This window comes from Haloquadratum walsbyi C23 (genome assembly GCF_000237865.1).
GTDB classification, from domain to species: domain Archaea; phylum Halobacteriota; class Halobacteria; order Halobacteriales; family Haloferacaceae; genus Haloquadratum; species Haloquadratum walsbyi.
Window position 1 is genome coordinate 1,747,617 of the sequence record NC_017459.1, and the last position, 20,492, is coordinate 1,768,108.

Annotated in this window: 18 protein-coding genes, 1 tRNA gene and 3 pseudogenes; 13 read left to right on the forward strand and 9 right to left on the reverse strand. The window is 49.7% G+C overall.

The genetic code is table 11. The features are described from left to right. Nucleotides 1–85: 85 nt before the first annotated feature. Nucleotides 86–982 (forward strand): DMT family transporter, encoded by an 897-nt coding sequence (locus HQRW_RS07710; protein WP_014556158.1) that lies wholly within the window; start codon nt 86–88, stop codon nt 980–982. Between the two features lie 78 nt (nt 983–1,060). Here the strand turns inward: HQRW_RS07710 and HQRW_RS07715 are convergent, their stop codons facing one another. After that, nucleotides 1,061–2,869, reverse strand: a complete 1,809-nt coding sequence (locus HQRW_RS07715) for an L-aspartate oxidase (protein ID WP_014556159.1) — start codon at nt 2,867–2,869, stop codon at nt 1,061–1,063. 219 nt (nt 2,870–3,088) lie between these two features. On the opposite strand from HQRW_RS07715, the gene HQRW_RS07720 reads away from it, so the two are divergent. After that, nucleotides 3,089–3,595 carry a metal-dependent hydrolase gene (locus tag HQRW_RS07720; RefSeq protein ID WP_014556160.1) on the forward strand — a complete coding sequence of 169 codons (507 nt, stop codon included), beginning with the start codon at nt 3,089–3,091 and terminating at the stop codon, nt 3,593–3,595. A gap of 93 nt (nt 3,596–3,688) precedes the next feature. Here HQRW_RS07720 and HQRW_RS07725 read toward each other — a convergent pair whose 3' ends face one another. Then, nucleotides 3,689–3,883 (reverse strand): hypothetical protein, encoded by a 195-nt coding sequence (locus HQRW_RS07725; RefSeq protein WP_231852279.1) that lies wholly within the window; start codon nt 3,881–3,883, stop codon nt 3,689–3,691. A 1,076-nt stretch (nt 3,884–4,959) separates the two neighbouring features. On the opposite strand from HQRW_RS07725, the gene HQRW_RS15850 reads away from it, so the two are divergent. Beyond that, nucleotides 4,960–5,121 (forward strand): hypothetical protein, encoded by a 162-nt coding sequence (locus HQRW_RS15850; RefSeq protein WP_158307744.1) that lies wholly within the window; start codon nt 4,960–4,962, stop codon nt 5,119–5,121. 102 nt (nt 5,122–5,223) lie between these two features. Here the strand turns inward: HQRW_RS15850 and HQRW_RS07730 are convergent, their stop codons facing one another. Continuing rightward, a complete protein-coding gene (locus tag HQRW_RS07730) occupies nt 5,224–5,799 on the reverse strand; it encodes an NAD(P)/FAD-dependent oxidoreductase (protein WP_231852280.1) in 576 nt (191 codons plus the stop codon). 271 nt (nt 5,800–6,070) lie between these two features. Here HQRW_RS07730 and HQRW_RS07735 point away from each other — a divergent pair. Then, nucleotides 6,071–6,547 (forward strand): annotated as a pseudogene (locus HQRW_RS07735) (zinc ribbon domain-containing protein); the annotation flags it as partial. Nucleotides 6,548–6,672: 125 nt separating this feature from the next. Further along, on the forward strand, nt 6,673–6,873 hold the full coding sequence (locus HQRW_RS15535; protein WP_143704727.1) for a hypothetical protein: 201 nt from the start codon (nt 6,673–6,675) through the stop codon (nt 6,871–6,873). 139 nt (nt 6,874–7,012) lie between these two features. Here the strand turns inward: HQRW_RS15535 and rdfA are convergent, their stop codons facing one another. Both rdfA and HQRW_RS07745 read right to left on the reverse strand, forming a co-directional pair. Continuing rightward, nucleotides 7,013–7,666, reverse strand: coding sequence for a rod-determining factor RdfA (rdfA, locus tag HQRW_RS07740; protein ID WP_014556162.1), 654 nt, complete (start codon nt 7,664–7,666; stop codon nt 7,013–7,015). Between the two features lie 313 nt (nt 7,667–7,979). Continuing rightward, nucleotides 7,980–8,054, reverse strand: a tRNA-Glu gene (locus HQRW_RS07745). A gap of 123 nt (nt 8,055–8,177) precedes the next feature. On the opposite strand from HQRW_RS07745, the gene HQRW_RS07750 reads away from it, so the two are divergent. The 7 genes and pseudogenes from HQRW_RS07750 (at nt 8,178) to HQRW_RS07780 (ending at nt 15,010) form a co-directional block, all read left to right on the forward strand. Continuing rightward, nucleotides 8,178–8,927, forward strand: a complete 750-nt coding sequence (locus HQRW_RS07750; protein ID WP_014556163.1) for an SDR family oxidoreductase — start codon at nt 8,178–8,180, stop codon at nt 8,925–8,927. A 207-nt stretch (nt 8,928–9,134) separates the two neighbouring features. Next, nucleotides 9,135–9,308, forward strand: a pseudogene (locus HQRW_RS16480) (RNA-guided endonuclease TnpB family protein); the annotation flags it as partial. Between the two features lie 105 nt (nt 9,309–9,413). Beyond that, nucleotides 9,414–10,547 (forward strand): BMP family lipoprotein, encoded by a 1,134-nt coding sequence (locus HQRW_RS07760; RefSeq protein ID WP_014556164.1) that lies wholly within the window; start codon nt 9,414–9,416, stop codon nt 10,545–10,547. A 61-nt stretch (nt 10,548–10,608) separates the two neighbouring features. Continuing rightward, nucleotides 10,609–12,206, forward strand: a pseudogene (locus HQRW_RS07765) (ABC transporter ATP-binding protein). Further along, the gene (locus HQRW_RS07770) at nt 12,203–13,432 is read left to right on the forward strand and encodes an ABC transporter permease (protein ID WP_014556166.1); all 1,230 of its coding nucleotides are present in this window, start codon (nt 12,203–12,205) and stop codon (nt 13,430–13,432) included. Before HQRW_RS07765 ends, HQRW_RS07770 begins: the two are co-directional and overlap by 4 nt. After that, nucleotides 13,425–14,546, forward strand: coding sequence for an ABC transporter permease (locus HQRW_RS07775; protein ID WP_011571690.1), 1,122 nt, complete (start codon nt 13,425–13,427; stop codon nt 14,544–14,546). The genes HQRW_RS07770 and HQRW_RS07775 overlap by 8 nt, the downstream gene beginning before the upstream one ends. An 86-nt stretch (nt 14,547–14,632) precedes the next feature. Then, a complete protein-coding gene (locus HQRW_RS07780; protein WP_158307745.1) occupies nt 14,633–15,010 on the forward strand; it encodes a hypothetical protein in 378 nt (125 codons plus the stop codon). Nucleotides 15,011–16,217: 1,207 nt separating this feature from the next. Here the strand turns inward: HQRW_RS07780 and HQRW_RS07785 are convergent. From HQRW_RS07785 to thyA, 3 genes are all read right to left on the reverse strand, one after another. Beyond that, nucleotides 16,218–16,961 (reverse strand): archaeal proteasome endopeptidase complex subunit alpha, encoded by a 744-nt coding sequence (locus HQRW_RS07785; protein WP_014556167.1) that lies wholly within the window; start codon nt 16,959–16,961, stop codon nt 16,218–16,220. Between the two features lie 259 nt (nt 16,962–17,220). Next, nucleotides 17,221–17,820 (reverse strand): dihydrofolate reductase, encoded by a 600-nt coding sequence (locus tag HQRW_RS07790; protein ID WP_014556168.1) that lies wholly within the window; start codon nt 17,818–17,820, stop codon nt 17,221–17,223. Further along, nucleotides 17,820–18,830: a thymidylate synthase gene (gene thyA, locus HQRW_RS07795; RefSeq protein WP_014556169.1), complete on the reverse strand. Its 1,011-nt coding sequence runs from the start codon at nt 18,828–18,830 to the stop codon at nt 17,820–17,822. Before thyA ends, HQRW_RS07790 begins: the two co-directional genes overlap by 1 nt. A 193-nt stretch (nt 18,831–19,023) precedes the next feature. Here thyA and HQRW_RS07800 point away from each other — a divergent pair, with 193 nt between their 5' ends. Further along, a complete protein-coding gene (locus tag HQRW_RS07800) occupies nt 19,024–19,599 on the forward strand; it encodes an MBL fold metallo-hydrolase (protein WP_014556170.1) in 576 nt (191 codons plus the stop codon). A gap of 407 nt (nt 19,600–20,006) precedes the next feature. Here the strand turns inward: HQRW_RS07800 and HQRW_RS07805 are convergent, their stop codons facing one another. Further along, the gene (locus HQRW_RS07805; RefSeq protein ID WP_011571695.1) at nt 20,007–20,309 is read right to left on the reverse strand and encodes a DUF5827 family protein; all 303 of its coding nucleotides are present in this window, start codon (nt 20,307–20,309) and stop codon (nt 20,007–20,009) included. Between the last annotated feature and the right edge of the window lie 183 nt (nt 20,310–20,492).

Sequence of the window (20,492 nt, forward strand, 5' to 3'; positions counted from 1 at the left end):
TCCAGTACAGCATATATAAGCGCCTCTGGGTAAGTAGTGCTGCGCAGTTCACATCATTAATATTTCACCGTATAGCATTGTAGTTGTGGGGGTCTCTGTTCGACGTGCAACGGATGCAATACCGCCTGTAGTAGCGCTTGGTATTGCTATTCTTGCAGTAAGCACAAGTGCTATTTTGATCCGATACAGTTCAGCGCCAACACTCGTTATTGCACTGTATCGTGTCCTATTCACAACGGTGCTATTGTTGCCTTTTGCGGTTCACTCTTATCGTGATGCATTTTATCAACTCTCTCGTCGTGATTGGATTGCTGCGAGTGCAGCTGGTGTCGCTTTGGCATTGCACTTTGCTTTGTGGTTTGAAAGTCTAGCATGGACAAGCGTGGCTGCCTCTGTGACAATCGTACAAATACAGGTATTGTTTGTTGCGAGTGGTGCAGCGTTATTTCTATCTGAGCGAATTACACGTCGTGCTAGTGTCGGGATGATGATTGCACTCTGTGGGATCGCGATTATGTCATTTGGAGGGACAATTGTTGGTGCACCTACCGTAGGATCAGCACCGCTCTATGGGAATGTACTTGCAATTGTGGCTGCTGTGTGCATGGCTGGGTATGTTCTCACCGGTCGGTCACTCCGGCAGCGCATCCCGCTTGTCCCATATGTTGTGATTGTGTATGCGGTTTGTGTGGTTGTGCTACTTGCTCTCACGACCGCTGTAAATGATACATTATTTGCGTATCCACCGTATGAATGGTTTCTCTTTCTCCTCATGGCACTTGGACCAGGAATTCTCGGTCATACCGTCCTGAATTGGGCTCTTGCACATGTCGAATCAAGTGTTGTCAGTGTCTCACTCCTTGCTGAACCTGTGTGTAGCACGGTACTTGCAGTAGTATTATTGAGCGAACTCCCGACAAGATTTACTGCGATTGGAGGAGCTATGACACTCATTGGGATTATTATCACCTCTCGACGATGATATATCGGTTATAATGACAAATAATATACCATTGGGTAATTATATGAGACGTATTAAAAATGGGGACGAACTGCTTAATTACTCAAGTTGATGATAGTCGAGTTCGTGACCTTCATCGAGCGCGGCTTGGACAGCAGGACTTGGTGTATCGACTGATTCGGTCCACGTTCGCATGCCGCCAATATCGGCTTGTTCAACATAGATATTTTTCTGCCATGATGACTCGGTTTCAGTATGATCGATCCGATAGTGGGCACCACGTGATTCAGTTCGCAGTGCAGCGCTTCGAAGAACTGATTCAGCGACAGTCAACATAAACCCAACATCAATAGCGAACTCAAAGGATTCACTTCCAACCGGACCGACATTCATGTTGCTGACCATTGATTGCACTCTTTCGAGTTCATCAATTCCTGATTCAATGGATGACTGATCGCGAAGCAAACGTGCATGCTCCCACATAAGCGTCTGAATTTCTTCAAAGACCGTCATCACATCATGCTCACCGTCAGCATTTGCCAACGAGCGTAGTTCGTCTAAATGTGGTTGGATAAGATTCTCACGCAGTGAGTGTGGGATTGTATTATTTGCGTCAGACCCTGTGACCCGATCAGCAATGCGATCACCGGTGACAGTACCGTATGCGACTGTCTCAGCAAGTGAATTCCCACCGAGTCGGTTCGCACCATGGACACCAGCCATTGTCTCGCCGATAGCGAATAAATCATCAATATCTGTTTCGCCGTATTCATCGACTGAAACGCCACCCATTCCGTAATGTGAGGTCGGTGCGACCTCAACGGGATCCTCAGCGAGGTCAACACCGAGGTCCGCAAATCGCTGGTACATTCGTGGGAGTCGTTCTTCAATGAATGATGCATCTCGATGAGAGATATCAAGATGAACGCCATCATTCTCTGTTCCTCTCCCCTCCGCAATTTCCTTTGCAATTGCCCGAGCAACGACGTCACGCGCATCCAATTCCATTTGATCAGGTGAGTACCGTTCCATGAATCGCTCACCTTCACTATTATATAGCCGTCCTCCCTCACCGCGAACTGCTTCTGTTACAAGACGACCACTCCACTCAGCCCACTCAGAGTCACTCTCATCGACTGCCATTCCCGTCGGATGGAACTGGACAAACTCCATATCCATCAATGATGCACCAGCATCATACGCAAGTGCTGCACCATCGCCGTTATTTTCATCATCTCGTGAAGTATGACGACTATATGCTGCTGCATATCCTCCTGCAGCCAGCACTACCGTATTGGCATTAAATACAGTGAATTCACCAGTATCAAGATCAATGCCAACAGCACCGTGCACAGAGTCCCCGTCGGAGATAAGACGAGTGATCATCGTGTTTTCTTCATATGGTATTTCAAGCTCTTGTGCTCGTGAAACGAGTGTATCAAGCAGCGATTCACCTGTATGATCACCTGCAAAGGCGGTGCGACGGAATGACTGCGCACCGAAGAACCGCTGATCAACTCCACCATCCTCGGTTCGTGAAAAGTCCATTCCCCATTCATCGAGTTCACGCAGCCGATCTGGCATCTGCTGGGTTACAGTCTCAACTTTCTCTGGATCACAGATAAAATGACCCTCATTGAGTGTGTCCGCAGCATGAATTGTCCAGTCGTCTTCTGGATCATGCGTTCCAAGCGCACCGTTGATACCACCACGTGCCCACGTTGTATGTGCATCGCCATGGCTACGTTTGCCTAAGACAAGTTGGTCATCAACCCCCTGTTGTGCGAGCTCAATTGCTGTCCGTGCACCAGCACCACCAGCACCGATAATAAGTACAGAAACATCCGTTTGTTCGTATTCAATATCAGGATCAGATGATGATATAGACTGCATGGTCGTATCGGACATACGTTATCTATGTATAGAGGATTAATAAGCCCGTCGCGCGCGTGCGTGAGAAACTGAGTTCGGTGATCTTAATATACTAATATTTACTATTCATCATAGCGTGTTATTGATGATTTATATGTAAGCCGTCCACAGATAAATATGCAGTACTGATAGTATATAATAAATCAGAAAAACAACATATAAATGTGGTTGTAGTATCATAACTCAAAAATATCAATGTACAGAAAAGGTCATTATGGTGCGTCATTGCTGGCATACGCTCCGGTTGGATGTCTCACTATTATTGCTGGATTCGATGTAGCAGCAGTCCTTGGAGGAGTATTAACACTGGCAATTGCACCGCTTCCAGATTATGATACACAGATTGATACTCTTACACATCGTGGCGTGACACATACAATCAGCTTTGCTGTTCTGACTGGCTGTCTTGTTGCAGTTTTGACCACAATTGCTGTGATGTTTGCTGATGCGCGTATCGCTTCAATACTTATATCAATTCCATTCGGATTTGTTATTGGACTGACTGGTATTCTTTCACATATTGCGGCAGACGCACTCACACCGATGGGAGTAAGACCGTTTGGGGAGGATGGTACTCACTATTCATTGGAGTTGGTATCCGCAAAAAATACAATAGCAAATTACCTGCTGCTTGTTGCTGGCATTGTTGCATCATTCGTTGCTATCGTCATTGGAGATGCAATCCGAAATATCATTATCTGATGATCATCTCTCATCGATACACACCAGTGTTCGGTAGAGGTAATCGAGAATCACCAGTATGTTCTAGCAGTACAGATCTATGATCGCCTCTAACTAGGTTCGTCTCCCTGCTCGTTTTAATACCCATGGCACAACGGTGATCTCAACCGCAACAACAAGAAATAGCACGTTACGAGTGATGCCGGGGTCAAGAAATAAGAAGCCAACTGCAAGGATAATAACTGCGTTTACTGCCGGTAACCCATAATGCACAAGCGGATTTCGTAGTACATTAGATTGTCCTGACATTGCACTACATTTAGAAATCTCCATCGATGATAAATTTGCGGTCGCGACATCACTGTCTGTAACGGTCTGATAGCGATCAGGAACATACAAAGATGATATTCGGTGTAAACTACCCTGCTTGCTCAACGGATGACGCCGCTTTCTCGGGTCAGGAGTTTTTAGCTTCCTGTTTCGATGACGTGACTTGCAGACATCCAATATGTTCATAAGAAAACACGGGATAATACACAATACTATTCACTCGATGTATTATTCGTTGTTAGCAGCCTTTTGTGAACATATATTCATCATAATTCACCGTTGAGCTTCCGTTCAAAACACTGCGGACATAAATCGACCTCACCTGGTAATAATTGAAGCTCTGTGTATGATTTATTACACTCATAACAAATTGTGTTCATATGAAATGTATTGAGGTTGCTCCTGTATAGATTGGTTGGTCAGATGTATTTGATATATTCGGGAATTACCTGTTAGAACGACGCTTATCAGTAAGCTCTTTATATGGACACGAAACGCGGCAGAGATGAAATTGCTGGTCTTAATGAAGATGTCTAACTCCAGGACAATCTGGCAATTAATCTGTCTTGTGTGAACGTGAGCTAGTTTTTGACGAGATTCCAGTCAACGGTCCGCGCTGCATAATAATCTGCGTGCGGTTCTTTGCTGCACTCTCAACACTCGCACTCATGTTCGTCTTCATCCCGTATTCAGTAATCGCTTATTTGTAGCAGTCAGTACCTGCGGAAGATTGGGTGTAGGGTCGGCAGAATAACGAACTGACACCTGTGATCAGAGAGGATCGAAACGACGAGTATTCGCTTCTACAGATGATCGTTCAGTAATTAACGATTACGAGGCTAAGTCCTCTTCCTCAAGCAGAGTGAAACGAGCGAGTAGGGAGGGGATACCGCTTGCATTATCTTGCCAAGAGATAATTAACATATGCTTTCTCGTACTAAATTGTAACGAGCAGTATTCATCAGACTGACTTAGAATGGGATACTAACCACGGTCAGCCTGAGTTATCATTGTCACTATTGAGTAGGGCTGGGGCAGTCCGACTCCGAGCGTCGGTGGAGACTGGTATCACTGTGGATATGCGTCATCCAGACGTACCACTTGCAAATACCGTCACAAAAGCAGAAAGTCTGATGCGAGAACACGGAAGCCCCACCCTCAACGGAGCGATAGCGGAGTATGGTGGGGTAGTTCACACTGCGTTTACTATGATTTGACTCACATTAACCTGGGGAATCGCTTCAGAGTCAGACCCTGGGAATGCTCGTTGCATCCTATAAAATAAGCATCATACATTATATGGCGGATACATGTTGAGCCTACCAATCATGATCAATATATGCTTCCTCGTTACGGTCACTGACAAGATTGATAGCCGCTTTGGCACCATCGCCAATTGCAACTGCCGTCTGGTACTCCCATGTATTCGCTAATCCAGCGACGTATATGTTATCACTTGCTTGATTAGCATCATCTGTTTGAATATGTTTTTCCATTGTGAACTCTCCTTCCGGTCCATCTACATATTCAATTTCGTCATCCAGTGGAGTAAGCATGTCAAACTCGTTCGCTGTTGCGATAATGACCGCTTCACTTCGATATGAATCATCGGATTCTGTTGTGACAGTGAACGGTCCAGGCATATCCTCACGGTCAAGACGCGTTACTGTTGCCTTCTCGATATTACCGTCAAATTCCATAACCCGCTCACGACCACTCTTAATGATCTCATCGCCCGCAATTCGCTCCTCTGTGAGGAGATTTTGAATCTTATCTGTATTACTGACTAGTGGATTGCCATCGTCCAATACAACTGTTTCGAGTCCAGCCTTTGCGGTGAATACAGCAGCCTGCAATCCAGCAACGCCACCTCCAATAACGAGGACATCGTGCATATGATGTAATACCATTCAAACGTCCTATGTCTTCTCCATGTCTATTTTCTATCTCATATGAACATCACCTGTGGAAACTGCGATTGCTGTAGACCCAATTACGACATCTGCAAGTCGCATCGTTGACGCAGGAAATTGAAAGATCCTGCCTCATACAGCGAGTGGCGAAGCCCTGAATGAGTATATATGCATAATTCCTGCGATAGATACAGCCCAGGGGTCGGTTTGTCTCTCGTGTTCTGAATATAAGATTATGGTTGTTAACCGGTAGTACATCCATACGATCGTCAACGAGATTGTTGATGAGGCGGTTGACCACGGCTGCGACGTGATCGTGTTCGAGGAGTTGACTGATATTCGGGAGCGACTGCTACACGCAGACTGGCATCACATCTGGGCATTCGGTCATCTCGTCGAGTACGTTGAGTACAAAGCGCCAGAACGCGGTGTGGCGGCTGAACAGGTCGAACCCGACCACACGAGCCAGTGGTGCTCACACACCGACTGTGGGCTTACTCACGAGGACAACCGCGACGGTGAGCGGTTCCGATGTCTGAAGTGTGGGTACGAAATCACCGCAAACTACAACGGCGCGAAAAACATCGGACTACGATATGTGTCGAGGCGACAGCACAGACCGCGTTCCTCGCCCACGTCGAGGGGCGCAGACGCACCAATAGATGTGCGTGTGAATGGTGGGATATGGATATTGAATGGCGACGGCTATCGGTCAACCGCTGACAGGTGATCGCTGGGAATCCAGATCAAAGCCCCATCCCTCACTGAGCGAACCGCGTATGCGGTGAGCGAAGTAGGGTTGGGTCGTTTACATGAGGACGAGATACTGATATGTGGGGATGTGCATAACCCAATATGAGTGTTTTGCGGCAGACGTATTATCGGTTAGATAATTGGGTACGTGGACTCTCTCGAGTAAGATATGCGATTCTTGTCGGAGTCGTCTCAGCAGTGGGAGTCTGGATTGTATCCCTATTTACAAATAGTTTAAATCTGTTTTATGCCGTTGCATTGGGCGTATCAAATATCATTGTATTTTATTGGTTCAATCCTTGATACTTCTCTGTAGATCACCGAGGGTTCGAAAAGAGTGGGATAACCAGTAGCCTCTGTCTCCCCGAGTGGAACGACCCAGTGCCTGGCTGAACAGGCAATGGGATTTCGATCTACGCAGAGATCAAATCTCCATCTATCGCTAACATTCAGTGGTGTTGGTACACTGACACCCGCTTTCATCAAGAAATGCTGCTGGCGACCATCGTTCACCACAGTCTTGACATGTGATCCACACAGCAACATCCACATCATATGAGCCATCAGTAACCACATTTTTTCGGGTCCATTGGTCAATATTGTTTGTCACGATGGCTCTCAGGCGATTTGCAAGCTTCTGAATCGGTTCAAGACTTGATGTTGGATCCTGAGTTGTCTCTTGAGACTTCCGAGAAATGTTTCTGTCACGTTTGAAATAATTATAGACTGATTGATATGATATCAAGCTTGATTCAAGATGATTAATATCAATTCCTTTATGTTTGAGATTCTGTCGAGTTTCAGTTCGCTCCCCCATAGTAACATCGTCATCGGTGAGAAGTCGACGAATATTCTCAGCTTCTCCATCAAGTAATGTGAGTGAGTCATCGACTGCGGCATGGATGAGACGATTATTTACCCGATCGGCCAAATCACGGAGACTCTCGCGTTCATATCCGTTTTCTCCCAGCCATCGAAAAACCAGCTCATCTCCTAATCCTGAAAGATCATACTCATCGGCTATTCGCTCAATTTTTGACCCCTTACCTCCGCGGCGAGATGCGGATGAATACTCCTTTCGAATCTGCTTACTCATTCTCTATAGTTATTTTACATATAGAATAATTAGAATTGCGTGGACATATGTCCATAGTGTCAAGTATATTTTATCAACTAGTTTGATCGTCTGATGCGTGTGTTCTGAAACACGGATACAGTATGTTCAGGTGAACTACTCCGCGCCACCGTTTGCGCAGGGAACTCGCACTAATTTCCATTTAAACTTCGGTAGTCCGTTCGACCCATTTCTTCTATGGACTTTGTTAACACAATGGATATTCATCTACGCTTGTGGTTCATGCCACTCAATTCGTGTAAGTCAAATTGTCAAAAAGAGCCCCAGATTGGGATGCTCCGTTTGGGATTTGAACCCAAGTCCTTGCCGTGAGAGGGCAAGATGATTGGCCGGACTACACCAACGGAGCTGGCTATATCCAATAATCTGCTGGAATAAATAAAACGATTCCGTTTCGAGAAAGTCACATGCAGAGAGAGCTTCGTTTGATGGGTTCACCGGAAAGATACATATGATTCCTGTGCCACCTGCAATGCGAACTATGCCGCTTGAGATGACACTCGAAAATCAGACAGCAGTAATCACTGGTGGGAGTTCAGGAATCGGCGCAGCAACAGCAAAGCGTTTTGCTGCGGCTGGTGCTGATGTTGCATTACTCGCCAGACGCGAAGAGCGCCTCAATGAACTCGCTGAAGAATTGACACTCGAGTATGAGACTGAGACGCTTACCGTGCCAACAGATGTTCGAGACGCGACTGCGGTTGAGGCAGCGATTGAGGCAACTGTTGAACGATTCGGCGGGATTGACGTTGCTGTTGCCAATGCAGGACTTGCTCGTGGGAGTGATATCGAATCAATGTCAACAGAATCATATCGAGCAATGATGGACACGAATGTCGATGGAGCGTTTTTCTTCACCAGAGCGGCTCTTACTCATCTTCGTGATAGTAAGGGAACAATTGTCTTTGTCGGAAGTTTCGCCGGTGAGTATCCACGACCGTTTAATCCAGTATATGCCGCCTCAAAATGGTGGATCCGAGGATTCGCAAAGAGTGTTGCTGCGCAAGTTGGTGACACGGGAGTTGGAGTCAGTATTATCAATCCATCGGAGGTTCGCACGGAATTCGATGTTGAGGGAGAGCAGTTCACAGATCGATTCGAACAGGGTGAGGTAACCGAGCCTGAGGAGGTCGCAGAGGCGATTACCTTCGCTGCTGCACAGGAGTATTCAACGATTCAGGAACTCGATATCTATCGCCGAGATAAATACACGGGATGGTGAATTCCCTCAAAATTGAGTGAAATACCAATGATATCCGCTAGCTGTTTCAGCATTTTCGAGGTGGAGCCTCCGGCCTCAAGAAGCGAACAGAGTGAGCGAGTAGACCGGAAGAGGAACCCGACATGCTACGACACAACCGGGTTACTCCGACTACCTAACTACCAAACAGATAATAACCGTTGGAAGCATATATGAAATACATAGTGCCGGCGTACCGCACCTGTCAAACTCGTCGTTGCCGACGAGCACCGCGACGACCTCCACGAATCCGCCCGGCAGTTCCTTCACTGCGCCAACCGTGCCGCCGAGTTCTGTTGGTCCGACACCTCCTACACCGAGTGCGTCACCGCTAACACGACCGCGCGAGACGCGCTCTACGACGACGACCTCCGCGGTGAAAGAAGTTTCTAAACCCTGCGGCTGGTGGACCGAGGCGACGATTTTATTCACATCTCGCTACCCACTGTTAGGTAGGTGTTTACAGCCATGGATAGACGTACATTCGTAAAAGCGACCGGCATAGCAGGAATCGCGGGTCTGGCGGGGTGTAGCGGCGGTCCATCCGGCGGAGCAGGCAACACGGAGACCGAAACAGAGTCCGATAACTCCGGCGACGGAATGGAAGTGACGACTGCGACCGAAACCACCGAGAGGAGTCCGGCAGCCAACATCGGGATGGTTTATGCGACCGGCGGTCTTGGCGATGGGTCGTTCAATGACCAAGCACAGAGTGGAGCAATCCAGGCTGAGGAGGACTTTGGGATCGTGTACAACGAGGCACAACCTGACGAGGTCTCACAGTTCAGCAACTTCCAGCAGCAGTTCGCACAGTCAACGGATCCTGATTATGACCTGGTCTGCTGTATCGGGTTCCTCCAAGCGAACTCTTTGGCTGAGACCGCAGGGTCGTTTCCCGATCAGGATTTCATGATTGCCGACTCCGTGGTCGAATCGCCCAACGTAGTAAGTTACACATTCAAAGAACACGAAGGATCGTACCTCGCAGGGCTGATGGCTAGTCTGCTCACGACCCAGGACTTCTCGGCGGGCACGGGGTCGACCGTAAGCGACTCCACCAGCGTCGGGTTCGTTGGAGGCGTCGAATCCGATCTCATAAAGCGATTCCAGGCTGGATTCGAGGCGGGCGTCGCCGCCGGAAGTGATAACATCGACGTCAGCACGAACTACACAGGGAGTTTCAACGATCCGGCAGCGGGTCGCGAGGCGGCGGCTGCGATGTACAATGGCGGTGCTGATATCATCTTTCATGCTTCCGGTAACACCGGAACTGGTGTGTTCCAGGCCGCACAGGAGGCGGGCCGGTTCGCAATCGGTGTCGACCGCGCCCAGTCGATTACCCGGGATTCATACGCCGATATCATTCTCGGGAGTATGATAAAACGGGTGGATACACCGGTATATAACGCCATCGCCGCAAAAGTAAATGGCGAATTCACCGGCGGCGAGTCTCTATCACTTGGGCTTGCCGAGGAAGGCATCGGGCTGATCTATGGCGACTCACTGGGATCGAAAATCCCTGCCGACGTGGCTGATGAGGTCTCGACCGCACGCGATAATATCATTAGCGGCGACATCTCGGTCCCGACGTCGCCGGAATGACTGACTCGGAGTCACCATCTAAACCTGTTCGTTTATCCTCTCGACAGAGAGTAACACACATATGGAGACAGCCGTCCACCTCGATGGGATAACCAAACGGTTTCCTGGTGTCGTTGCGAACGATAACATTGAGTTCGAGGTCAAGCAGGGAACTGTTCACGCGCTGTTAGGGGAGAACGGCGCCGGGAAAACAACCCTGATGAATGTTCTCTATGGGCTGTATGAGCCCACCTCGGGACGAGTCGAAGTTGCCGGCGAAGAGCGGGATTTCGACTCCCCGCGGGACGCCATTGATGCCGGCATCGGAATGATTCACCAGCACTTCATGCTTGTTGACCCGATGACAGTGGTCGAAAACATCACGCTTGGCAACGAACCGCGGAAGTGGGGTGGGCTCGCGGTCGACCGGACCGCAGCCAGGAAGGCCGTGGTTGAGATCGCCGGTCGCTATGGGTTCGATATCGACCCCAACGCTCGGATTGAGGACATCTCAGTCGGCGAACAACAGCGTGTCGAAATCCTGAAAGCGCTGTACCGCGGCGCCGACACGCTGATTCTTGATGAGCCAACGGCAGTGTTGACCCCTCAAGAGATCAAGGAGTTGTTCGGCGTACTTGAAGAGTTAACTGCTCAGGGAAAAACAATCATCTTCATCACGCATAAATTGGGCGAGGCCATGCGGGCTGCAGACGAGATTACTGTCCTGCGGGACGGTCAGAGGGTCGACACTGTCGACGCCGGCACCACTACCCGTAATGCCCTCGCGGAGTTAATGATCGGTCGGGAGGTGCTGCTTGATATCGACCGCCCGTCGACCGAAACGGGGGCGTGGTGGCGTCAGTTTCCGACCTGGTTGTCGATGGCGACCGCGGGGTTCGGGCGGTCGATACTGTCGATTTCGAGGTCTGTGCAGGTGAAATACTCGGGATTGCCGGTGTCGACGGCAACGGTCAGTCGGAACTCATCGAGGCGATCACAGGCTTGCGAGCCCCAGAGACCGGTACGATCCGGTTGCTCGATGAAAACGTGACAGACAACTCCCGACGCCAGCGGATTGAGGCTGGGATGGCATATATCCCAGAAGACAGACAGGACCGGGGGGTGGTGATGGATTTCGACCTAGTAGGCAACGCACTGTTGGGCAGTCAACACTCATCACAGTTTCAATCGAGCGGTCGGATCGATTGGGACAAGACCAGAGAACATGCCAAGACCATCATTAATGAGTATGACGTGCGGACGCCCGGCGCCGACACTTCTGCGGCGTCATTGTCAGGCGGAAACCAGCAGAAGTTCATCGTCGGTCGGGAGTTCGAACGCGACCCCGAGTTCGTGGTTGCGTCGAACCCGACCCGGGGTGTCGATGTAGGATCAATCGAGTTCATTCACGAGCGGTTACTAGAACTCCGAGAAGCAGGGGCTGCAGTCCTCCTCGTCTCTTCGAAACTCAAGGAGGTTCAAGGACTCTCCGACCGGCTGGCGGTGATGTACGAGGGTGAGTTCATTGATCTGGTCGATCCCACGACGACGACAGAATCCGAACTTGGGTTGCTGATGGCTGGGCAGCAACCGGACGACACCGGTGGTGACGAACGCGAGGGCGAATCGGACCTGACTGAGGACCCGACTGATGTCACCACGGGCGGTGAGCGGGTGTGAGCGTGATCGACCATGCCCGTCGAGTCCTTGAGCGGTTGGTTGCGGCGTCGGCGACCGAACGGATCCTAATCAGCTCGGCGGCGCTGCTGCTCTCGATCCTGCTCGGCGCCCTACTAGTGTTAATCGCCGGTCGAATGACGACGTGCACCGTGGGCGATGCGGTCTATTACTTTGGGACTGGGTTCTGCTACAATCCAGTCTTAGTGTTCGACCGGTTGTTCCTCGGGGCGCTCGGCGATCCATTCAACGGCGCGTGGTCTCCGGAGGGACAGTTCTCGGTAACACTCCGTGAGACTACGCTTCTGATTTTCACTGGGCTGTCGGTCGCCTTGGCGTTTCAAGCGGGCATCTTTAATATCGGAACGCAGGGTCAGATGGTTGTTGGCGGGCTCGCGACCGCGGTTCTTGTGCTCCAAGCCTCGAGTGTGGTCTCGGGCGTCATCGGATCTGTTCTCTTGATTCCGTTCGGAGTCGTGGTTGGAGTAGTCTCTGGCGGGCTTTATGGGTCGATTCCGGGGATCCTGAAGGCTTATTCCGACGCAAACGAGGTGATCACGACAATCATGCTCAACTTCATCGCCACCGGGGTGACGCTGTATCTCGTTAGTGGCGTATTCAAAGATCCCGAAAGTCCAGCGAACCGGACTGTGCCATTGCCCGAGTACGCCCAGTTTCCCACAGTCATATTCGGCGGTCGCCAGGACTTCTCGCTCGTCGCGCTGGCGTGTGGGCTGCTGGCAATCGGCGGACTCTACTATCTGCTCGAATACACGGCGTTTGGCTACGATATCCAGACCAGCGGGCTCCAACCCGGCGCCGCGGAGTACGGCGGTGTCGACGCCAAACGGACCATCGTCGCGAGTCTCACGCTCTCAGGGGCGCTTGGTGGTGTTGCTGGTTCGATGTACGTGATGATGGTATTGGGGACATTCCAGTCAGGGCTGCCCGCATACGGCTTCGACGGGATCACCGTCTCGATCCTCGCAGGCAACAATCCCGCAGGGGTTGCGTTTACAGCACTTTTATTTGGTGTTCTTAAAAGCGGCACTACAGTTGTCCAGTTTGCGACTGATGTGCCGCCACAACTCGTCGGTGTTCTCCGCGGGCTGATTATTCTGTTCGTGGCGATGCCAGAGTTCTTCCGACTGGTGGGTCAGCGGGTTGTTGACCCCGGATCGAAGCCGGTCGCGACCGACGATGGGAACTTGGAGGCAACCGATGAGTGACTCCTCGTCAGAGACCACTGGAGTGAACCCAGGCGTAGACCCAGAGCCGGATAAGGAAGCGACTCGCGAGAAGGGACCGCTGGCGCCGCAGTCGTCCCGCGGACTGACCGCATGGGCAGCGATCGGGTTAATCGCGGCGTTGCTTCTCGGCGGAACAGCGTTTCCAGACACAATTTTGGGGATTCTCGCCGACATTATCACCGACAAGGACACGTTTGCTGCGGCACTCCGACTGTCGGTCCCAATCGCATTTGCCGCGCTCGGGGGGATATTCTCGGAGAGAGCGGGTGTTATAAACATCGGCCTGGAAGGGCTGCTTATCATTTCAGCGTTCACCGCAATCTACGTCACTGATATCACTGGCGAAATCTGGGTTGGGTTCAGCGGCGGCGTGGTCGCGAGTGTGCTGCTCGCACTGCTTTTCGCGGTTGTTACAATCGAGTTCCGCGCCGACCAGATCATCGCAGGATTGGCGGTGTGGTTGATTGCGCTAGGACTCGCCCCCTTCGCATCGCAGGTCATCTACAATAGCCCCAACACCCCGACAGTGGGGACAACCAGATCTATCAGTGTGCCGGTGCTCGCGGAGATTCCCTTTTTTGGTGCGCTGTTCTCAGCATCGCCATCGGTGTATATGCTCCTCATTGCGGTGGTAGCTTCGTGGTACGTCTTTGAGCGGACCGCGTTCGGTCGATGGGTCCGGGCGAGCGGTGAGAACCCGAAGGCGCTTGACACTGCCGGGGTGAACGTCAACCGAGTCCGATACGCGGGGGTGCTCATCTCGGGCGTCCTCGCGGGGATGGGCGGGTCGGCGCTGTCGCTCGACCTTGGACAGTTCACCGGTAATGGGGCGACGATGGTCAACGGAAAGGGATTTATTGCCATCGTGGCATACTTATTCGGGAACTACAATCCGATTGGGGCGTTCTTGGCAACGATGCTGTTCGCAGGACTTGACGCGATTCAGACGGTGTTCCAACTCCAGGGGATTGGTCTGCCACAGCAACTCATCCGAGTCATCCCGTTTGTGATGGTGATTGTCATTCTCGCCTTTGTTGGTCGAACGCGACTTCCTGAATCCGCCGGCGAACACTATGAGTCCGGCGAAAAGTAGGGTCTAAGCGAGAAAGCACAACTACAACAGCACGCCCGTTAATAGGGATGGGAGATGGAGAATTTTGATTGCGTAGCAGAGACATGATGATGATCACTTCTTATAAGTCCGATGTCGTTGGCATCGGCGACAGCGCCAGGACAGCCAGGAGTTACGCCGCGGACGAGAGTCTCAATGGTGCGGTCGTTAGGCCGGAAACTATTGGGGAATCTGGTCACATCGCGTGTCATAACGGCGAAAAACCGCGGACATGTTTGTTCGAATCGGCTTCGAAACCGCAGATCGCGAGTGAGTTCGCCAGCATCAGTGCTGAGTATGATCACTTCGAAATTTTGCAGGAGGGCACTGTTCTTGATATCCCCTCTATGGAACTCGCGGTTATTAATCGCTTGGAGCTCGGACGACCCCTGATCAGGGGCGTGGAGTCGACGGACGCTGAATTCCACTACGACATGATGGTCTAAGACGTGACACAGACGGACGACGGAACGGTTACCGGGATTCGTGGGAACTGACTGGGCTCGTCAAATATGTCGTCGATATCATCATTGACGGCGCAGGTGCGCTGTCGGTCCTGCAAGACAAGAACGGGGTTTCGGATACTCAGTGGGATACTAACGTCTTGTACTTGCAGTTTTGTTCGGTTTATGTGGGGTCACGGAGGTCGAAGAGTCTATGAAGTATGACGGCACCCTAATGTTCAAATTAATCGAACAGACGACGGCTATCCGTGATGACGATTTCCGCGGACACATATTATCATAAACCTCAGAGTGGACTTCCAAATGAATGAAAACCGATATGATTGGTGAACTACCTCGGGGTTACATCAACGTCAATATCAGTGTCAAAGCCCTGGGACATTCGCATTGATATCTGTAGATGATGCTGAAAACGTGTAGAAGCTTCGTATGTGGAGAGGAAGCCGCGAACTCGACATTGAATGAGCGCCAGTCCGCCAACAAAACACACTATGCGTTCGGACTTCTCTCCATTTTCACAACCTGTTCAGTTGTAAAGCTCGTTTGCTTGTGTTAGTAGTGATATTCAATTGACTATTTCAGACAAATTTGATCAACCCTCTTCGACATACCTGAGGTATGTGCAAGAGACAACGTCTCAATGGTGGGTAGCTCAAGGCTCAACAATATAAACAGCAATACGTCATGAACTGTCCGTCCTGCTTGGTCTGAGGGTAGGGCTTCCTGCTTCCACGACGTTGTCAGACTGCGTCTGACAGCCCACCAGACGGAGTCTGATGAACGCGCTTTGCAGAAACTATAGTGGTTCCCGGGAGCGCAGTCTCAACAGGTGTTGACGAGAGCGAAGCTCTCGGTCGCGCATCAGAATTGTTTTGCGATTCTGAGGACGTGGTTCTAGAGTGTCCCACTCGTGTTTGCTCGACGGGGTAATGCCGTGAGACGACGCATCCTGATGCGTTTGAACGCTGCACATATCCATCAGCTTCGTAAGGAGCGAGTCGTTCTAGACGGAACGATGAGCGAGTCAAGGCTGACAGGTCAAACGCATATTTTACATCTAGGCTGGGTGTTCTGGGATATAACTGCTGTGGGTCTGTGGGCTGCAACAGAGTGGGCTACAACAGAACAGAGGACAAAAAACAGTGTATGAATAGATGATGACGGCGGCTTCACGCCTGCGATTAGCTAATTATTCTTCAGATTCGTCAGTACCCTCATATTCCGCAAGAATAGGTTCAATATCACTGTCGCTACGCACACGGTATCCATCCGCATCAACAATGCCGACACATACTTCAGAAGCATTCAATTCCGCGTCAGTCTGTAATAACGCTCGAACGGCGACATCAACACCGTCACCAACAGTGAGATTTTGACTCCATTCTTCTTCGAGGAATGTCTGTAGTTCATCACGACCATTCCCGATTGCTACTGCTTTCCATTCCTGTGGCGCACCGGATGGATCTGTCTCAAAGAGTCGTGGTTCTGGGTCAGACTTACTTCCATCAACACCCGCAATAAGAAGCGCCGCGCCAAATGGGCGTGTCCCACCAATCTGTGTGCTTTCTTGAATCTCATCGGAGAGTGCACGTGTTAGTGCTCGAACATCCATTGGCTCACCATAGCGAAGTCGATTTCGCTGTGCGGCTGTTTGTGCATCATCAATGAGTTTTCGCGCGTCTGCTACGTGACCCGCAGATGCGGCTCCAATATATTCATCAAGTTTATGTAACTTCTCGATGCTTTCGGCTTCCATCAATGAAGAGCTTGTTCGTCGCTGAGCCGCAATAACAACCCCATTGGTCGTCCGAATGCCAAGGCTTGGTGCTCCCCGATTGACTGCCTCACGCGCGTACTCAACTTGATATATTCGTCCATCGGGAGAAAACAGCGATGTACCCCGATCATACGCCTGCTTATCGTTACGGTTCATGATACAATAATTATGACCCCGGACAAATAAAGCCACCACCGTCACCTGATGTTACCGGAATCGATAATGATCCATTTTATCAGTCGTTCATCTTGGATGTGTCAGTATGAATAGTATTAATAAAACAGAAATTTCAAACCCCGAGCTCAACTAGAAAGATACGTGCCCTCGGCATATCACCTTTGCTAATGATTATTTTTAATTAGTGAAAGAATCCGGGCGAGGATTTCACGCAGGATATTTCACTATCAGATATCACTCACGGTGTTCGCTCATATGTCACAAAATCAAATGTCTCGTTTTTTTCACGTGTTGTCTCCTGCCACACGGTGTCATCCCACGACGGGAATTTTGTGTCTCCCTCATATTCATCATGTAGTTCAGTCAGACGAAGTCGATCTGCAAGGGGGAGAAACTGTTCGTACACGCCGCCACCGCCTGCAACATAGACAGTTCCCACACCACGCTCGCGAGCATTTTTCGATGCCTCGCGAATCGCACTTGTGATTGAGTGCACCAGAATCACGTCAGCCGGCACATCACGTGATTGAGATGAAAGGACAATGCTGGTACGCCCAGGGAATGGCTCACCAAGTGCGCCGATAATCGCCTCGTATGTCCGACGACCAAGAATAACTGGATGACCCATAGTTCGGCGTTTGAATTGCTGAAGATCAGCTGGGATGTGCCATGGCATCTCTCCATCCCGACCAATGATGTCATTTGCCGCAACAGCAGCGATGAGTACAATATCAATATCAATGTCAATATCAATGTCGACATCATGGTCAGTGGTCTGATTATGTGTTCGCTCTGATCCGTCTGTAGGTGATCGGTCATCCGAATTAATATTATTCATTATTCAGCCACCGCGAACCGAATTGCTGGTGCAGGGTCATATCCACTGAGATGGATATTCTCAACTCCAATATCATCTAATGAGACATCATCAATAGCAACCTGTGGTTTTGACCGTGGACTGCGTGCACACTGTTCAAGTAACCCAGGAATATGATCATACCCCGATTGATTCGCTGGCTCTGATGGTGCAGATTCAAGAAGCCACGACCGGACATCACGATACTCAGATGGGTTGTCAACAGCTTCGAGCCGGTTTCGAAGAGAATCGAGCGTCTCTCTTTCACCATACCATGCACCCCGGTCGCCCATTCCGCAATAAATGTGTGCATCAACAATAGAATGTGCGAACGTTCCTGGGGTGAGTTCAGTCTGTTGTGCAATGACCGTCGCAAGCAACGAGTATGCAGCAATATTGAATGGCACGCCAAGAGCAATATCGCCGGAGCGCTGGGTGAGATGCACGTTTAATCGATTATTTTGAACATTGAACACAAAGGTATAATGACACGGTGGGAGTGTCGAAATAGCAGCATTCGCAGGATGCCATGCTGAGATAACAATCCGTCGAGACTGCGGGTTCTCCTGTAATTGCTCGATTGCATATGCAAGTTGATCGAAGGTTCCATCATCATTTCGCCAGCGATGATCATCAACTGGCCACGCTTCGCCGGGCAATTGTGAATCCGTTGATGGAACCGGATATCGCCGCCAGAACCGACCATACGCGGTTTCAAGCCGCCCATCGTCATCTGCCCACGCATCCCAGATACTCGTTTCCTCACGGAGTGATCGAATGTGTTCTTCACCAGAGAGATACCAAACAAACTCAGAGAGAAGTGAATGCCATCGAGACCCAGAAAGATCTTTTGTTGTCAATAACGGGAATCCATCACGAAGATTAATCGTATAATGCTGGCTAAATGAGGAGATCGTATCGACACCGGTACGGTTCGGCTTGTGCTCGCCGGAGCGAAGAACAGCGGTAACAAGGTCGCGATATTGGTGCATGAGCTATCTATAATTATGGCTTTCAGTTATCTGTGTTGATTGTTGCGGTGTATGAATCATCGATACTGATCACAACTGACGATATCAACCTAATCAAATATGACCATACGGTTATACAATAACAGTGAATACTGACTTTTTCATCTAATATCCAAACAGAAAAGCCGAAACCATCAGCGGTTGAAGACGCAATATGATACAAAATGTAGCCAGTAACGTCCAAGCATTTAGCTCAAACGTATTTCTTGTCACTGGAGAGACAACTGCACTTATCGATGCAGGAGCGAATTTCGATGTTGTCTCTCAGATACAAGAGCATACTGAGCAAATTGATCGGCTTTATCTCACGCATACGCATGTTGATCATGTTGAGAATATCCCGTCAGTTCGTGACGCATTTGATGTTGAAACATGGGGCTATGATACAACACACGATATTGTTGACCACGCAATCCAAGATGAGGAGTCAATCCCGATTGGTGATGAGAGATATATGGCACTTCATACGCCAGGACACAAACCTGATCATCTCTGTTTTTATGCTGCTAATATCGGGATTTGCTTTGCTGGCGATCTCATCTTCGCCAATGGTAGTTTTGGACGAACCGATCTTGAGGGGGGAAATCGAAAAACACTGATTCAAAGCATTGATCGAATAGCGGACACAGTTACTGATAATCTCACTGCGATTTATTCTGGACATGGTCCCGCGATTACAACGGATCCAAAGGAAAATATCGATATGGCGGCCCAGGCTGCTCGAGTGTAATGACCGCTCACATTAATGTACATGTGAATGATTGATATTATTGTATATAACTCAGTAGGATATGATACCTTTCCAGTGGTGAACCACCAGGCTTCCCACAAGCGGAGGGGTACTAAATTGGGAGATTCACAGAATGTTATTTTCGAGGGAATGCCAGCAGTGACACACTACTGCACTATCTACGCTCAAAAGACGGGTATTCAATAGTATCTATTGATTCTCACACCCTGTTCGTCTGATGGAAGTACGTTCCACGATCCAAAGATGAACTCCAATATTGTTTGATTGTGGTAGGGCAGATAGACCACTTCGATTGCGTTCAGCACGTGATAAAAATTCAAAATACTGCGTATAGGCATTTATTTCCGTAATTGCGAAGTTTGAGCGCCTAATCCACTATCGAGTAACTATGTATCCGCGTCATCGGGGACAGATGCTGTTTTTGTCTCACGCCTGAGTCCAAAATAGCCTGGTTCATCACCAACAGGGTCGTTGATGACAAGTTCATCAGCATGCGCCATGAGCCATGGAATCGTCCATGCGACGACGCGTTCTTCGGTTTCAGATGGGAGGTCGGCGCCTGGGTCTAATCCTTGTAATAAACGGGCAATCTCATCAACGGTATACATCAACTCAGCATCTAATATCTCCGCAGGTTTGTATAACTGATATGGATACAGTGTCTCAAATGCGTCCTTTGGTCTGGGCATATCGATAGTTATTCCTGAATTAACGTGAATACCTGGGTGATGTAGCTAGTCACTTCTAATAAACTACCATATGAAGACAAATGATGGGTTTTAGCTTCTCTGTAGTTTATTTACTCCCTGCTCAGCGCTGACGGTGGTGATTCATAATAAAAAATCGAGAAGGCTGGAGGCTAGTGGTCACTC

Excerpts from the sequence above, each read along its gene's own strand:
- HQRW_RS07750 (WP_014556163.1), top strand. The coding sequence starts at position 8,178 with ATGCGAACTATGCCGCTTGAGATGACACTCGAAAATCAGACAGCAGTA.
- HQRW_RS07800 (WP_014556170.1), top strand. The coding sequence starts at position 19,024 with ATGATACAAAATGTAGCCAGTAACGTCCAAGCATTTAGCTCAAACGTA.
- HQRW_RS07790 (WP_014556168.1), bottom strand. The coding sequence starts at position 17,820 with ATGAATAATATTAATTCGGATGACCGATCACCTACAGACGGATCAGAG.
- HQRW_RS07775 (WP_011571690.1), top strand. The coding sequence starts at position 13,425 with ATGAGTGACTCCTCGTCAGAGACCACTGGAGTGAACCCAGGCGTAGAC.
- HQRW_RS07715 (WP_014556159.1), bottom strand. The coding sequence starts at position 2,869 with ATGTCCGATACGACCATGCAGTCTATATCATCATCTGATCCTGATATT.
- HQRW_RS07785 (WP_014556167.1), bottom strand. The coding sequence starts at position 16,961 with ATGAACCGTAACGATAAGCAGGCGTATGATCGGGGTACATCGCTGTTT.
- HQRW_RS07760 (WP_014556164.1), top strand. The coding sequence starts at position 9,414 with ATGGATAGACGTACATTCGTAAAAGCGACCGGCATAGCAGGAATCGCG.
- HQRW_RS15535 (WP_143704727.1), top strand. The coding sequence starts at position 6,673 with ATGAGTGTTTTGCGGCAGACGTATTATCGGTTAGATAATTGGGTACGT.
- HQRW_RS07730 (WP_231852280.1), bottom strand. The coding sequence starts at position 5,799 with ATGCACGATGTCCTCGTTATTGGAGGTGGCGTTGCTGGATTGCAGGCT.
- thyA (WP_014556169.1), bottom strand. The coding sequence starts at position 18,830 with ATGCACCAATATCGCGACCTTGTTACCGCTGTTCTTCGCTCCGGCGAG.
- HQRW_RS07780 (WP_158307745.1), top strand. The coding sequence starts at position 14,633 with ATGATGATCACTTCTTATAAGTCCGATGTCGTTGGCATCGGCGACAGC.
- rdfA (WP_014556162.1), bottom strand. The coding sequence starts at position 7,666 with ATGAGTAAGCAGATTCGAAAGGAGTATTCATCCGCATCTCGCCGCGGA.
- HQRW_RS07720 (WP_014556160.1), top strand. The coding sequence starts at position 3,089 with ATGTACAGAAAAGGTCATTATGGTGCGTCATTGCTGGCATACGCTCCG.
- HQRW_RS07805 (WP_011571695.1), bottom strand. The coding sequence starts at position 20,309 with ATGCCCAGACCAAAGGACGCATTTGAGACACTGTATCCATATCAGTTA.
- HQRW_RS07725 (WP_231852279.1), bottom strand. The coding sequence starts at position 3,883 with ATGTCAGGACAATCTAATGTACTACGAAATCCGCTTGTGCATTATGGG.